This is a genomic window from Bailinhaonella thermotolerans, from assembly GCF_003594875.1.
Classification (GTDB): domain Bacteria; phylum Actinomycetota; class Actinomycetes; order Streptosporangiales; family Streptosporangiaceae; genus Bailinhaonella; species Bailinhaonella thermotolerans.
The window spans coordinates 141,088-155,857 of the sequence record NZ_QZEY01000014.1 but is presented as its reverse complement, the minus strand read 5'-3'; the positions used below and the strand labels follow the sequence as shown (position 1 = coordinate 155,857).

The 14,770-nt window shown below is 77.3% G+C and carries 10 protein-coding genes; 7 read left to right on the top strand and 3 right to left on the bottom strand.

The window, feature by feature from the left end; genetic code table 11:
* The first annotated feature begins 31 nt into the window (after nucleotides 1-31).
* The gene (locus tag D5H75_RS44310) at nucleotides 32-2,167 is read left to right on the top strand and encodes a spermidine synthase (protein ID WP_119929708.1); all 2,136 of its coding nucleotides are present in this window, start codon (nucleotides 32-34) and stop codon (nucleotides 2,165-2,167) included.
* Between the two features lie 72 nt (nucleotides 2,168-2,239).
* Here D5H75_RS44310 and D5H75_RS28860 read toward each other — a convergent pair whose 3' ends face one another.
* Nucleotides 2,240-4,408 carry an MMPL family transporter gene (locus D5H75_RS28860; protein ID WP_242454580.1) on the bottom strand — a complete coding sequence of 723 codons (2,169 nt, stop codon included), beginning with the start codon at nucleotides 4,406-4,408 and terminating at the stop codon, nucleotides 2,240-2,242.
* A gap of 272 nt (nucleotides 4,409-4,680) precedes the next feature.
* Between D5H75_RS28860 and D5H75_RS28855 the strand changes: the two genes are divergently transcribed.
* A complete protein-coding gene (locus D5H75_RS28855) occupies nucleotides 4,681-5,286 on the top strand; it encodes a TetR/AcrR family transcriptional regulator (protein ID WP_242454590.1) in 606 nt (201 codons plus the stop codon).
* An 85-nt stretch (nucleotides 5,287-5,371) separates the two neighbouring features.
* Here the strand turns inward: D5H75_RS28855 and D5H75_RS28850 are convergent, their stop codons facing one another.
* Nucleotides 5,372-7,045: an alkaline phosphatase D family protein gene (locus D5H75_RS28850; RefSeq protein ID WP_119929706.1), complete on the bottom strand. Its 1,674-nt coding sequence runs from the start codon at nucleotides 7,043-7,045 to the stop codon at nucleotides 5,372-5,374.
* A 156-nt stretch (nucleotides 7,046-7,201) separates the two neighbouring features.
* Here D5H75_RS28850 and D5H75_RS28845 point away from each other — a divergent pair, with 156 nt between their 5' ends.
* On the top strand, nucleotides 7,202-7,981 hold the full coding sequence (locus D5H75_RS28845) for a universal stress protein (protein ID WP_119929705.1): 780 nt from the start codon (nucleotides 7,202-7,204) through the stop codon (nucleotides 7,979-7,981).
* Between the two features lie 147 nt (nucleotides 7,982-8,128).
* On the opposite strand, the gene D5H75_RS28840 is transcribed toward D5H75_RS28845, so the two are convergent.
* The gene (locus D5H75_RS28840; protein ID WP_119929704.1) at nucleotides 8,129-8,971 is read right to left on the bottom strand and encodes an SDR family oxidoreductase; all 843 of its coding nucleotides are present in this window, start codon (nucleotides 8,969-8,971) and stop codon (nucleotides 8,129-8,131) included.
* A gap of 91 nt (nucleotides 8,972-9,062) precedes the next feature.
* Between D5H75_RS28840 and D5H75_RS28835 the strand changes: the two genes are divergently transcribed.
* The 4 genes from D5H75_RS28835 (at nucleotide 9,063) to D5H75_RS28820 (ending at nucleotide 14,763) form a co-directional block, all read left to right on the top strand.
* On the top strand, nucleotides 9,063-9,986 hold the full coding sequence (locus tag D5H75_RS28835) for a ribonuclease Z (protein WP_119929703.1): 924 nt from the start codon (nucleotides 9,063-9,065) through the stop codon (nucleotides 9,984-9,986).
* A gap of 171 nt (nucleotides 9,987-10,157) precedes the next feature.
* The gene (locus D5H75_RS28830) at nucleotides 10,158-10,397 is read left to right on the top strand and encodes a hypothetical protein (protein ID WP_119929702.1); all 240 of its coding nucleotides are present in this window, start codon (nucleotides 10,158-10,160) and stop codon (nucleotides 10,395-10,397) included.
* A complete protein-coding gene (locus tag D5H75_RS28825) occupies nucleotides 10,394-13,456 on the top strand; it encodes a lantibiotic dehydratase (RefSeq protein WP_119929701.1) in 3,063 nt (1,020 codons plus the stop codon). The genes D5H75_RS28830 and D5H75_RS28825 overlap by 4 nt, the downstream gene beginning before the upstream one ends.
* Complete coding sequence (locus tag D5H75_RS28820; protein WP_202638593.1) at nucleotides 13,453-14,763, top strand: lanthionine synthetase LanC family protein; 1,311 nt, start codon at nucleotides 13,453-13,455, stop codon at nucleotides 14,761-14,763. Before D5H75_RS28825 ends, D5H75_RS28820 begins: the two co-directional genes overlap by 4 nt.
* The last annotated feature ends 7 nt before the right edge of the window (nucleotides 14,764-14,770 follow it).

Sequence of the window (14,770 nt, the reverse complement as noted above, 5' to 3'; positions counted from 1 at the left end):
TGGGGGGCGGCGGGCGGCCAGGATCGGAGTCATGCCGCTGAGGATCTCCCCCGCGTCCCGGCACGGCGTCGTCGTCGTGGTGTTCTCCGCGACGATCCTGCTCAGCGCGGCGCTGGTCTTCCTCGTCCAGCCGATGGTCGCGCGCCTGGTGCTGCCGCTGCTCGGCGGCACGTCGGCCGTGTGGACGACCTCGATGCTGTTCTTCACGACCGCGCTGCTCGCGGCGTACGTTTACGCCCACCTCACGGCCCGGCGCCTCGGCCCGCGCGGGGGCGCGCTGCTCCACCTGGCGGTGGTCGCGGCCGCGCTCGTCACGCTCCCGGTGGGGCTGCCGTCCGGCTGGACCGCCCCGACCGGGCCGCCCGCGCTCTGGCTGCTGGCGGTGCTGGCGCTCGCGGCGGGCCTGCCGTTCGCCGTGGTCGCGACCACCTCGCCGCTGCTCCAGCGCTGGCTGTCGGAGACGGACCACCCCGACGCCGCCGACCCGTACTTCCTGTACCGCAGCAGCAACCTGGGCAGTCTCGCCGGCCTCCTGGCGTACCCCCTGGTCATCGAGCCCGCCCTGCCGGTGGACGCCCAGACCGCCCTGTGGTCCTGGGGGTTCGCCGCCTTCGCGGTCCTCCTCCTGGCCTGTGTCGTGATCATGGCCCGCACGCCGCCCCGCGCCGCCGCCCCCGATCCGGTACGGCTCCCGCCCGGCCCCGCGCACGCCGTACCAGGGGACGGGGATCCGGCGGACGGCGAACCGGCGGACGGGCCGGCGGGCCCGGCGGACGGCGGGACGGCGGGGCGGGGACCGCTCCCGCGGCGGCGGGAGGTGTGGCGGCGGGCGCGCTGGGTGGGGCTGGCGTTCGCCCCGGCGAGCCTCACGCAGGGCGTGACGACGTACCTGACCGTGGACCTCGCGCCGGTGCCGCTGCTGTGGGTGGCCCCGCTGGCCCTCTACCTGCTCAGCTTCGTGATCGTCTTCGCCCGCGGGGACCGGCCCGCCCGGCTGGCGCGGATCCTCGGCCCGGTCTTCCCCGTGGTGGCGCTCGCGCTGGTGGCGCTGCTCATCGCGGCCCCGTCCGAGCCGGTGCTGCCGCTCGCGCTGACCCACCTGGCCTGCCTGTTCGTCATCGCGACGTACTGTCACGGGCGGCTGGCCGCCGACCGGCCCGGCGCCTCGGCGCTGACCGCGTTCTACGGCTGGGTCGCCCTCGGCGGCGCGCTGGGCACGGCGTTCAACGGCCTGCTGGCCCCGGCGGCCTTCGACTCGCTCGCGGAGTACCCGATCGCGCTGGCCGTCGCCTGCCTGCTCGCGGCGGCCGGTTCACGGCGCGCCCGGGCGGCCGCCCTGGCCCCGGTGCTGATCATCGCCGTCTGGCTCCCGCTGGACACCGGGGGCGCGGCGCTCTACCGGGACCGCGACTTCTTCGGCGTCAAGCGCGTCACCGCCGACGGGGCCCTGCACACGCTGCGGCACGGCACGACGACCCACGGCGCGCAGCTCCGCACGGATCCGCGCGAGCCGCAGACCTACTACCACCGCAGCGGGCCGCTCGGCGAACTCCTCTCGGCGCTGCCCGACCGGGCCCTCACCCGCCGCGCCGCCGTGATCGGCCTGGGCACGGGGACGGCCGCCTGCCTGGCCTCCCCCGGCGACCGGTGGACCTTCTACGAGATCGACCCCCAGGTGGTGGACCTGGCCCGCGACCCCCGCCTGTTCACCTATCTCCGCGACTGCGGCCCCCACGACGTCGTCCTCGGCGACGCCCGCCAGTCCCTGACCCGGGCCCGCGACGGGGAGTACGGCGTCATGATCTTCGACGCCTTCAGCAGCGACGCCGTCCCCGCCCACCTGATCACCCGCGAGGCCGTGGACTCCTACCGCCGCAAACTCCGGCCCGGGGGCGTCATGGCCTTCCACATCTCCAACCGCTACCTGGACCTCGAACCCGTCCTCGGCGCCCTGGCCCGCCGTACCGGGCTGACCTGCGTGACCCGCGACGACTCCATCACCACGCAGTCCCCCCACAAGCTGCCCTCCCACTGGCTCGCGCTGACCGCGGCCCCCGCCTCGCTGGGCTCCACCGCGACCTCCTGGACCCCCTGCGCCACCGACGCGGCCCCCTGGACCGACGCCTACTCCAACCTCCTCACCTCCCTCCGCCTGGACCTCGGGTGAGCCCCCGGCGGCCTCCTCCGCCGAGAGAGGGGGCCGCCGGGCGCGGGCGCCGGGTCAGGGGCGGGCGCCGGGTCAGGGGCGGGCGGCGGGCACCGGGGGCGGGGGCGCGGGTGACGGGCCGGGGGACGGGGCCGCCGCCTCGGTCAGGCCGATCCGCCGGTGGAGGCGGCGGAGGGGCGCCGGGGACCACCAGTTGGCGTGCCCGGCCAGGCGCATCAGGGCGGGGAGGAGGACGCCGCGGATCAGGGTGGCGTCGACGGCGACCGCGAGGGCCATGCCCACCCCGAGCATCTGGAGGAACACGACGCGGCCCGTGGCGTACGCGGCGAAGGAGACGGCGAGGATGAGCGCGGCCGCGGACACCAGGGGGCCGCTGCGCGAGACGCCGTGGGCGACGGAGGCCACCGGGTCGCCGGTCCTGTCGTACTCCTCCTTGATCCGCGACAGCAGGAACACCTCGTAGTCCATGGACAGCCCGTAGGCCACGCAGAACATCAGGATGGGGATGCTGGGCTCGACCGACCCCGTCGGGGTGAACCCGAGCGGGCCGGACAGATTGCCCTCCTGGAAGACCCAGACGAGCGCGCCGAACATGACCGACAGGCTGAGCCCGTTGAGGACCGTGGCCTTCAGCGGCGCGACCACGCTCCCGGTCATGAGGAACAGCACGGCGAACGTCACGAGCACGATGAGCCCGGCGACGAGCGGGAGCCGCCCGGTCACCGCGTCCCGGTAGTCGGCCAGGTCCGCCGGATAGCCGCCCACGGCCGCGTCGAACGGCGCCGGCACGGCCCGCACCGCCCGGACCAGCCCGACCGCGTCCGACGCCAGCCGCTCCGAGGAGGGCACCACCGACAGCCAGGTCCCGCTGCCGCCCGCGAACCTGCCGTCCGCGGGGCCCACGCGCGCGCCCCCGGCGTACTGCCCGGCCGCCGAGTCCACCCGCAGCACCCCCGGGATCCGCGACAGCGCCGCCGCGTACGGCCCGGCCGCCGCCCCCTGGCCGCGCGCGGAGACGACCTGGATCGCGTCGGCCTCCTCCGCCTGGAAGCCCGCCCTGACCACGTCGTACACCTGCCGGACGGGGGCGGAGGCGGGCAGCGCGCGGTCGTCGGGCAGACCGAAGCGCACGCCGAGGAACGGCGCCCCGAGCAGGAGCAGCACCGCGAGGGCGGCCCCGCCGTACATTACGGGGCGGCGCATGACGCGTACGGCGGCGCCGTGCCAGAAGACGTCCGCCCGCGCCGGCGAACGGCGCTCGACGCGGCGGCCGAGCAGGACCAGGGCCGCGGGGAGCACGACGACCGCCCCGGCGACCGCGGTGAGCACGACCGCGACCCCCGCGTAGGCGAAGGAGGCCAGGAACGGGAACGGGAACGCCAGCAGCACCGACAGCGCGGCGGCGACGGTGACGCCGCTGAAGACGACCGTGCGCCCGGCGGTGGCGAGGGCCTGGCGGACGGCGGCGGGGACGTCCTCGCCCGCCCGCAGCCGCTCCCGGAACCGGAAGATCATGAACAGGCCGTAGTCGACGCCGAGGCCGATCCCCAGCACGAGCGCGATGTTCGCGGCGAAGGTGGAGATCTCCGTGAAGAGCGTGACGACGCGCAGCAGCGCCAGCGCGCCGGCGAGCGCGAAGATCCCGACGCCCAGTGTGACGAGCGCGGCGGACAACCGCCGGTAGACGGCCCACAGCAGGGCGAGCACGAGCGGCAGCACCACCAGTTCCGCCCGCAGGAAGTCCTGCCGCGCCAGGTCCGCGGCCTGCCGGAACACCTCGTCGCCGCCGCCCACGCGCACCGTCACGGCCGGGCCGTCGCGGGTGAAGCGCGGCGTGAGGTCCGGCAGCAGGTCGCGCCGCACGGCGTCGGCGTCGCCCGGGGCCCAGGCCAGGACGAGGGCGTGCCGCCCGTCCCCGCTCCGCAGCGTGGCCGCGGGGCGCGTCCAGTACGACTCCGCGCCGCCCACCCCGGGGTACGCCGCGAGCTCGCGGGTCAGCGCGCGCCCGGCCTCGGCCGCCGCCGGCGAGTCCACGGTCCCCCGCCGGGCGGTGACGAGGAGCGCGATGTTGGGGCTGCCCGTGCCGAACTGGCGGGCGAGCATGTCGCGGGCCCGCGACGCCTCGGAGCCCGGCGCCTCGAACCTGTTGAGCGACAGGGCGGGGATGGTCCCGGCGGCGACGGCCGCGGCCAGGAGGGTGAGCAGCACCCCCGCGATCACCACGTGCCACGGCCGCCCCACGACGAGCGCGGCGAGCCGGGGCCGGGGCGGTCTTCCGGCGCTTCCGGCGCTTCCGGTTCCTCCGGTTCCTCCGGCACTTCCGGCGCTTCCGGTTCCTCCGGTTCCTCCGGCACTTCCGGCGCTTCCGGTTCCTCCGGCGCTTCCGGTGTTTCGGGCGCTTCCGGGCATGGGTCCCCCTGAGACATGAGCTGGTAGGGTGGTTTACGAGTAACTAGTCGTATTTTGCAGACAATACGAGCGATCGCTCGTATTCGTCAATCGCGGGGGTGCGCATGGAACGCCGGCGGCAGGCGCGGGGCGAGCGGCGCATGGCGCAGATCCTCGACGCGGCGGCGGAGGTCTTCGCCGGGTCGGGGTACGAGAACGCGACGACGAACGCCATCGCGGCGGCGGCCGGGGTCTCGCCCGGCTCGCTCTACCAGTTCTTCCCGAACAAGGAGGCGATCGCGCAGGCCCTGGCGGCGCGGTTCGTGTCGCAGATGGGGGAGGCGCACCAGGGCGCGTTCGCCGACGCCGACTGGGCGGCCATGACCCTGGACGAGATGCTCGATCGCGTCGTGGACCCGATCGTGGCCTTCAACGCCGCCAACCCCGGCTTCAAGGCCCTGTTCGCCCGCGCCGACATGCCCGCCGGGCTCACCGAGGCGGCCCGCCCCATCCAGGCCGCCCTCCTCGGCCGGGTCGAGACGATGATCGCCGCCCTGGCGCCGGGCCTGCCCCCCGACGGCCGCACCCGCGCCGCCGTGGTCGGCATCCAGATCTTCAAGGCCATGCTGCCCCTGGTCCTGGCCGCCGAGGGCCCCGAGCGCGCCGCCATGACCGCCGAGCTCAAGCGCGTCCTGCGCGGCTACCTCGGCTCACTCGGCTCCCCCGGCTGACGTCTCCCCCCGGAGCACCCCGGGCCACGGGCCCGGAGCCGGGAGCCCGGCGCCGCCGTACGCACGCGGGGCGGCGCCGGCCCGGTCAGGTGGGGAGCCAGACCCGGCGGACGCCGGGGTCGCCGGACCTGGTCTCGTAGGTGGCGAAGCGGGTGGCGGTGGCGTCCTCGCTGGTGCGGTCGGAGAGGCGGTACCAGTCCATGGTGGCCCTGGCGGGGGTGACGCGCAGGACGCCGTAGCCGTGGCTGTCGAGTTCGACCATCTTGACGTGGCGGTTGGTGGCGCGGATGACGCCCTCGGCGGTGAGCGAGGCGGTGCGCGGCGGGACCCTGAGGAAGTCGTCGATGTTGTCGCTGGTCACCGAGGGGACCACGAACTCCGACGCCACGGTCGGGCCGAGGGGGGTCAGCGGGACGTCCGACGCCCAGGAGGTGTGGATGTCCCCGGTCAGGAAGACGGTGTTCTCGATCCCCTCGTCGCGGAGGTGGGTCAGCAGGCGCTTGCGGTCGGCGGCGTAGCCGTCCCACTGGTCGGTGTTGACGGCGATGCCGCCCTCGGGGATGCCGAGGAGGCGGCGCATGGGCCCGAGCAGGTGGGCGGGGAGCGCGCCCAGGGCGAGCGGGGCCACCATGACCGAGTTCCCGATCAGCCGCCAGCGGGCGTCGCTCGCGGACAGCGACTCGCGCAGCCAGGCCATCTGCGCGCGGCCGGTGATCGTGCGCGCGGGGTCGTCCACGGCCGTCCCGCGGACCTGCTGGGAGCGGTACGACCGCAGGTCCAGCATGAAGAACTCGGCCAGGTCCCCGAAGCGGAGCCGGCGGTGGATCGCGCCGTCCGCGCCGACCCGGACGGGCATCCACTCGAAGTACGCCTGCCGGGACGCGGCCAGCCGCGCCGCCCACGGGCCCTCGGTCTCCGGGGTGTGGTTCTGGGCTCCGCCCGACCAGGCGTCGTTGGCGGCCTCGTGGTCGTCCCACACGATGATCCAGGGGGCCTGGGCGTGCAACCCCCGCAGGTAGGGATCGCTCTTGTAGGTGGCGTGGCGGACCCGGTAGTCGGCCAGGGTGAGGATCTCGTGCGCGGGGACGTTGCGCCGGACCGTGCGGCCGCCCGCGTCGAAGTCGCCCGTGCCGTACTCGTAGATGTAGTCGCCCAGGTGCACGACCGCGTCCAGGTCGCCGCGCTCGGCCAGCCGCCGGTACGCCGCGAAGTGGCCGGCCTCCCAGTTCGAGCACGACACCACCCCGAAGCGCAGGGCGTCCACCGAGGTGCCGGCCGCGGGCGCGGTGCGGGTACGGCCCGGCGGCGAGGCGGCGTCGCCGTACAGGAAGCGGTAGTGGTACTCGGTGCCGGGGCTCAGGCCGCGCACGTCCGCCTTGACGGTGTGGTCGCGGTCGGGGCCGGTGCGCTGCGAGCCGGCGGCGGCGATCTCGCGGAACCCGGGGTCCAGCGCCACCTGCCAGCCCACCTCGACGACCGGCCCGGCGCCCGACCCGGGCACCGCCTCGGGCGAGGGCGTGACGCGCGTCCACAGCAGGACGCCGTCGGGCAGCGGGTCGCCGGAGGCCACGCCGTGCTGGAACGGCGCGACCGAGGCCCGGGCGGGCGCGGAGGCGGGGGCGGGCGTCACGACGGGCAGGGCGACCGGCAGCCCCAGGGCGCCGGTGCCCACGGCGGCGGCCTTCAGGAAGCCGCGGCGGCCCACCGGGGCGCGCGCGGCCCGCTCGGCTGGTTCGCCGGGGAGGCGGGGATCGACCATGCTCGCGAACGTACGGCGGGACGCGCCCCCCAGGAAGGCCCAAACCGCCGCCCGGAAGCGCGCGGAGACGGCCGCCGCCGGATGCTCCGCGGCGGCGCCGGGAAGGGGTCCGCCCGCGCGTGGTGATGGGGCGGGGAGGTGGGTAGAGCCGACCTCATGAGACCTGTGATGGTGGGGGCGGACGGCTCGGAGGAGGCCGCGCGGGCCGTCGAGTGGGCGGCCGACGAGGCCGCGCGGCGGCGGGCGCCGCTGCTGGTGGCGAACGTCACCGGGCGCATGCCGTTCGAGCCCCGGGAGGCGGCGGAGCGGGCGCGGGAGCGGCATCCCGGGCTGGAGGTGAGTGCCGAGTCGCTGAGCGGGCGGACCGGGGAGGCGCTCGCGCGGCGGGCCGGGGACGCCTGCCTGCTGGTGGTGGGCAACCGCGGGCTCGGCGGGTTCACCGGGCTGCTGCTCGGCTCGACCGGCCTCTACCTCGCGGCGAACGCCCCCTGCCCGACCGTGATCGTGCGCGGCCGGTCCGGCGGGGACATGATCGTCGCCGGGGTCAGCGGCAAGCCGGGGCAGGACCACGTGCTGGAGTTCGCGTTCGAGGAGGCCATGCTGCGGCACGTGCGGCTGCGGGCCCTGCACGCGTGGTCCCAGCCGGCCTCCCGGGCGCCGGGCGACATGCTGCCACTGGTGTACGACGTGCAGGCCGTCGGCGAGGAGGAGCACCGCCTGCTCGCCGAGACCGTGGCGGGGCACCGCGAGCGCTTCCCCGACGTGGACGTGCAGGAGGTGACCGAGCACGGCCACCGCGGCCACCTCCTTGTCGAGGCGTCCCGCGCCGCCTGCCTCGTCGTGGTCGGCTCCCGCGGCCGGATGCGCCTCGGCTCGGCGACCCACGCCGTCCTCCACCACGCCGAGTGCCCGGTCGCCGTCGTCCCCCACCCCTGACCCGCACGGCCCGCATGGCCCACACGGCCCGCACGGCCCGTCGTACGGCTCACGCCCCGGCCGTCCCCGGCGTAAGCCGCGGCGGGCGCGCGAGCAGCGCCAGGCGCGCGGGTAGTGCCGGGCGCGGGCCGTACGGCGGGCGCGGGGCTACGACCAGCGGGAGCGGTCGGTGTACTCCGGGCCGAAGACCTCGTGCTCGACGCTCTCGGCGGCGGTCGGGCCCATGAGGCCGAGGGCCCCGTCGGCGAAGAGGGTCAGCCCGGTGACGTACGACGAGGCGGGCCCGGCGAGGAACCCGATCACGGCGGCCATCTCGCGCGCGTCGCCGGGGCGTCCCAGCGGGTAGCCGGGGCGGCTGCCCGGGCTCGGCGGTTCGTCCTCCTGGCCGGTCATGGGGGTGGCGATCTCGCCGGGGGCCACCGTGTTGACGGTGATGCCGAAACGCGCGAGCTCCAGCGCGAACACCCGCGACAGCATGCGCAGCCCGCCCTTGGCCGCGCAGTACGGGCCCGAGCCCAGCAGCGGGTACTCCTCGTGGACGCTGGTCACGTTGATCACGCGCCCTCCCCCGCCGCTCGCGATCATGCGGCGGGCGGCGCGCTGGGTGCACAGGAACGGCCCCTCCAGGTCCACGGCGATCACCTCGCGCCACCGGTCGTACCCGATCGACAGCAGCGGCTCCGACGTCCCGGTCCCGGCGTTGTTGACCAGCACCCCGAGCCCGCCCAGCTCGTCCGCCAGCTCGTCGACCACGGCCGACGCCGCCACCGGGTCGGTCAGGTCGTGCTTCCGCACCGCCGCGCGGCGGCCCTGGGCCTCCACCTTCCCCGCGGTGTCCCGCGCGCCGTCCTCGTCCCGGTGGTAGGTGACGCCCACGTCGAACCCCTGCTCGGCCAGCAGCACGGCCGCGGCCTCCCCGATCCCGGAGTCGGCCCCGGTGACGATCGCCACCCGGTCGTAGTCGGCCTTCGACATCGGCGCCCGCGTCATCCCGCCGCTCCCTTCGCGATCTTCTCGTCGGTCCGGTTGGGCGACCTACCCGGGGCGCGCCGGGTCAACCGGGCGTGCCACGATGTGGAGCGTGTCCATCCGCGAACTCGTGATCCTCGGCACCGCGAGCGCGGTGCCGACGCGGCACCGCAACCAGAACGGCTATCTGCTGCGCTGGGACGGGGAGGGTCTCCTGTTCGACCCGGGCGAGGGCACCCAGCGGCAGATGGCCCGCGCCGGGCTGAGCGCGCACGACGTGACCTTCCTCTGCGTCACCCACTTCCACGGCGACCACTGCCTCGGCGTGCCCGGCGTCGTCCAGCGCATCGCCCGCGACGGCGTCCGGCACGAGGTCCGCGCGGTCTTCCCGGCCGCCGGCGAGGAGTACTGGCGGCGGCTGCGGCACGCCTCCGCCTTCAAGGACACCGGCGTGATCACCGAGTGGCCGCTGTCGGGCGAGGAGGCGACCGTCCCGGCCGGGGAGCTCACGCTCACGGCCCGCCCCCTGTCCCACCCCGTCCCGTCGTACGGCTACCGCCTGGCCGAGCCGGACTCCCGGCGGATGATCCCGGCGGAGCTCGAACGCCTCGGGGTGCGCGGGCCGGAGATCGCGCGGCTGCAGCGCGAGGGGAGCGTGCGGGCCGGCGGCCGTACGGTCACGCTCGCGGAGGTCAGCGCGCCGAGGCCGGGGCAGAAGGCCGCGTTCATCATGGACACGCGGCTGTGCGACAACGTGTTCGCGCTGGCGGAGGGCGCGGACCTGCTGATCATCGAGTCCACGTTCCTGACGCCCGAGGCGGCGCTGGCCGAGGACTACGGGCACCTGACCGCCGCGCAGGCGGGGCGGGTGGCGGCGGAGGCCGGGGCGCGGACGCTCGTGCTGACGCACTTCTCCGAGCGGTACGGCGACGAGGACGAGCCCCGGTTCCTCGCCGAGGCGGCGGCGGCGTTCCAGGGGGAGATCGTCTTCGCCCGTGACCTGCTCCGGGTGCCGGTTCCGAAACGACGCCCCTGACCCGGTTCGTCCGTACCACCTCCGAGGTATCGCGTGTGGCGGGCGGGACACAATCCGCTAGTCGGATTCCCGGCGATGACCGTATTTGTGGGCTCTTAGCAGGCCAGGGGCTTTACCTCGCGCCGCTCATACTCCTGACGGAAGACACCTCCGGGAAAGGAGCACGACGGCATGGACGAATCCGACTTCGACCTCGACCTCCGCGCCGAGGCGGCCTCCGGGCTCGGCTGGGAGGCGCACGCCGGGACGCCGGGCGACCCGGCCGCCGCCGACTGGGCGGGCGTGCTCGCCGCCGAGCCGACCAACCACACCAACGGCAGCCCGTGCACGGCCACCTGCTGCGCCACGGGCATCCCCTGCACACTGGCGGACGGCGGCAGGACCGGCGGCGCCACGCACGGCCCGCGATGACCCCACCGGCGGGCGCGGTGGCGCGCGAGGCCGCGGGGGCGCTCGCGGACACCGGGACGCCGTTCCGGCCGGCCGGGTTCGTCCTGGCGCGGCTGTCCGCCGGGGACGCGCCGTCCGCACGACCGCCGGCGGGGCCCGGCGGGGAGCCGGAGTTCCTGCGGAGCCTCGCGGCGGACCCGGTGGCGCGCGAGGCGATCGCGGTGTCGAGCGAGTCCCTGGCGGCGGCGATCGACCGGGCCGGCGACCTCTCCCCGGCCCGGGCCGCCCGCGCCGCGCTCGCCGCCGCCCGCTACCTGTCCCGGATGACGTCGCGGGCGACGCCGTTCGGCCTGATGGCGGGCGTGGCCCCGGCCCGGTTCGGCCCGGGGGCCGGCTTCCGGGTCCGGGGCCGCCGCAAGCACGTCCGCCCCGACATGGCCTGGCTGACCGCGCTGGCCCGCCGCCTGGAGACCGGCGAGGACGTGCTCCCCCGGCTGCGGCTGCTCGCCAACGACCTGTGCTCGGTCCGGGGCGACCGCCTGGTCCTCCCGTACGTCCGCGACGACCCCGGCGGGCTGGACCGGGAGCACAGCCTCCGCCTCACCGCCCCGGCGCGCGCCGCGCTCGCCGCCGCCCGCGCCCCGATCCCGTACCCCGACCTGCTGGCCCGCCTGCGCGCCGAGTTCCCCCGCGCCGGCGGCGACCGCGTGCGGGGGCTGGTGGCCGAGCTGGTCCGCCACGAGTTCCTGCTCACCGACCTGCGGCCGCCGCCCTCCTCGCCCGACCCGCTCGGCCACGTCGCCGCCCGTCTCCCGCCCGCCGCGCCGGGGCGGGAGACGCGGGCGGCGCTGGAGGAGGTGGGCGGGCTGCTGGCCGGGTTCCGCGACGCCCCGCCGGGGGCCGGGCTTCGCGCGTGGCGGGCGGCGGTGCGCCGCATGCGCGAGCTGCAGCCGGGGGACCGCGTGATCCAGGTGGACCTGGGGCTGGACGCCGACATCGAGATCCCGCACGCGGTGGGGGCCGAGCTGGCGGCGGCCGTGGGCGCGGCGTGGCGGGCGGCTCCCCCGCCGGACGACCCGCTGGCGGCGTACCGCGCGGAGTTCGCCGACCGGTACGGCGAGGCGGGCCTCGTCCCGGTCCGCGACCTGCTCGACCCGCACCGCGGCCTCGGCCCGCCCGCGGGCTACCTGCGCCCGCCCGGCCACCGGGCCGCGCCCCCGCCGGCCCGGTCGCCCCGTGACGACGTGCTCCTGGAGGTCGCCCAGCGCGCCGCCCGCCGCGGCGACCGGGAGGTGGTCCTGGACGAGGAGCTGGCGGGCCGCCTCGCCCGCCCCGGCGGCGATCCCCCGCGCTACGTGGAGCCGGCCGCCCGGCTGCTCGCCGCCTCGACGGAAGCGCTCGCGCGGGGCGAGTTCCTGCTGGTCCTGACCGGCCCGGCGTTCACCAGGCCCGGCGCGATGTTCGGGCGCTTCCTCCACCTGGTCCCCGGGCCGGGCGACGACCTGGCGGCGCTGCTCGCGCGGCTGGCCGCGCCCGCCGAGCCCGTCCAGCTCCACGGGGCCCTGCCCCGCCCGCGCGACCTCAACGTGGCCCAGGTCCCCCGCCTCACCCCGCTCACCCTGAACCCCGGCGTCTTCCGCGAGGGGCCGGGCGCGCTCGGCCTCGACGACGTGCTCGCGGGCCTCGGCCCCGGCGGGTTCCGGCTGGTCTGCCGCCGCACCGGGCGCGAGCTCGCCCCGATGCCGGTCCACGCGCTCAACCCGGCGTTCAGCATGCCCAACGCCGTCCGCTTCCTGCTCGACGCGGGCGCGGGCCGTACCCCGTGGTGGCCGGTGTGGTCCTGGGGCGAGGCCGCGCGCCTGCCGTACCTCCCCCGGGTCCGGCGCGGCCGCACGGTCCTGTCCCCCGCCCGCTGGCGCGTTCCCGCCGGGCTGCCCGGCGACGCCGCCGCCTTCGCCCGGTGGCGCGCGGAGTGGGACGTGCCCGACGTGGTCCGCGCCGTCCACGGCGACCGCGACCTCCGCCTCGACCTCACCCGCCCCCTCGACCTCCGCCTCCTGCGCGCCGAGCTGCGCCGCCACCCGGGGACCCACCTCGCGGAGGACTTCTCCGGCGACACCTCCTGGAGCGGCCCGCACACCGCCGAGATCGTCATCCCCCTGGTCCCGGCCGCCGCCCGCCCGCCGGGCCCGCCCGCCGCCCCGCCGCGGGAGGAGCCCCGCGTCCCGGCGGCGCGCGGGGCGGTGACGGCGTATTCCCGGCGCGAGGCGCATCCGCCCGGGGGCGAGTGGCTGTACGTGAAGGCGCACGTCGCGCCGGGGCGGCAGCGGGAGGTGCTGGCGCGGTGGCTGCCGGGGCTGGTGGAGCGGGCCGAGCCGGTGTGCGACCGGTGGTTCTTCCTGCGGCACGCCGACGGCGCGGCGCACCTGCGGGTGCGGTTCCACGGCGATCCGGACGCCCTGGCCCGCAGGCTGCTGCCGGAGGTGCACAGGTGGGCGTCCGGGCTGGCCGGCGCCGGGCTGGCCGGGGACGTCGAGCTCGGGACGTACCGGCCGGAGATCACGCGGTACGGCGGGGCGGGCGCGATCGAGGCGGCGGAGCGCGCCTTCCAGGCCGACTCCCGGTCGGTGCTGGAGCAACTGGCGGCGCGCGAGGAGGCCCGGGGCGCGGGCCTGGCCGACGAGGCGCTGGCGGCGGCCAACCTGCTGGACCTGGCCGCGCGGCTGATGCCCGACGGGTGGCGGGAGTGGCTGTGCGCCGCCTACCCGAAGGACGAGCGGCACCACGCGGCCTACCGGCGCGACCGGGCCCTCGCGGACGCGCTGCCGGACCCCGCGCGCCTGCCCGGTGGCGACCTCCTGGCGGCGAGCTGGGAGCGGCGCGCGCCGCACGTGGAGGCGTACGGCCGGCTCGTCCGCGCGATCTCGCCCGGGGCGGCGGACACGGCCTTCACCGGGCTGCTGCACATGCACTGCAACCGGCTCCTGGGCACGAGCCGCGCGGCCGAGCGCGACGCCCTCGCGATCGCGCGCGGCGCCGTACAGGCCGGGCTGGGCAGGGAACGGCGCCCGGCCCGGTGAGCGGGGACACTCAGGCGCGGGCGGCGCGGGCCGTGGAGGAGGTCGCGCGGCGGCTGGCCGACCCCGCCCGGGTCGCCGCGCTCACGAACGCGGACGGCAACGCGATGTCGCCGCCCGGCGGGACGCGCTCTCCGTGGGGCGGGGTGGCGCTCTCGGACGGGTTCCCGGCGGTGGCGCTGCTCTTCGCCGAGCTGGGCGCCGAGGACCCCGCCTTCCGCCGGGTCGCGCACGCGCACCTGGCCGCGTGCCTGTCCGCGCCCGCGCCGCCGCCCGTCCCCGGGCTGTACGGCGGGCCCGCGTGCCTGGCGTTCGCCGCCCACGCCGCCGCGGCGGGCTCCGGCGCCTACCGCTCGCTGCTGGACCGCCTCGACGCGACCGTGGCCGCGCTCGCCGCGCGCCGGGTCGCGGCGGACCGGGAACGCCTCGCCGCGGGGCTGCCGATCGGGTCGTGGGCCGGGTACGACGTGGTGAGCGGCGCGTCGGGCTTCGGCCGGCTGCTGCTGGCGCGGCACGGGCACGCGCGGGACCCGGGGGTCCTGGGGGCGCTGGAGGACGCGCTCGGCCTGCTCGCCGCCGTGGCGACCGCCGGCGACGTGGAGGTGGGCGGCGTGCGCGTGCCCGCGTGGTGGGTGCGCGCGGGCGCCACCGGCCTGCCGGGAGAGGGCGCGGGCCATCTCAACCTCGGGCTGGCCCACGGGGTCGGCGGGCCGCTCGCGCTGCTGTCCCTGGCCTGGGCGGCGGGCGTGCGCGTCCCCCGTCACGAGGAGGCGGCCCACCGCGTCGTGCTCCTGCTGGAGACCTGGCTGCGGCACGACGCCGCCGGGCCGTACTGGCCCCACCGGCTCTCCCTGGCCCAGGTGGCCGGGCGGGCCCCGGCCCCGGCCCGGCTCCGCGACGTCTGGTGCTACGGCTCCCTCGGCCTGGCCCGGGCCCTCGACCTGGCCGGGGCCGCCTTCGGCCGCCCGGACTGGCGGGACCGCGCCCGCGAGGTCCTGCGCGCCGCCCTCGCCGCCGCGCCGGGGACTCCGGTCCACGACGCCGCCCTCTGCCACGGCTGGTCCGGGCCGCTGCGCGTGGCCGGGCTCATGTGCCCGGGGCCCGCCGCCGACGCCCTGGCCGCGCGGGTCCTGGACGCCTTCGAGCCGGCGGCGCCGTTCGCCTTCCGCTACCGCAACCCGGTGCTCGACCTGGGCGCGGACCGGCCGGGGTTCCTGGAGGGGGCGGCCGGGATCGCGCTGGCCCTGCTCGCCCACGCCACCGGCCGGCCGCCGCGGACCCCCTGGGACGCCGCCCTGCTCCTGTCGTGATCGCCGG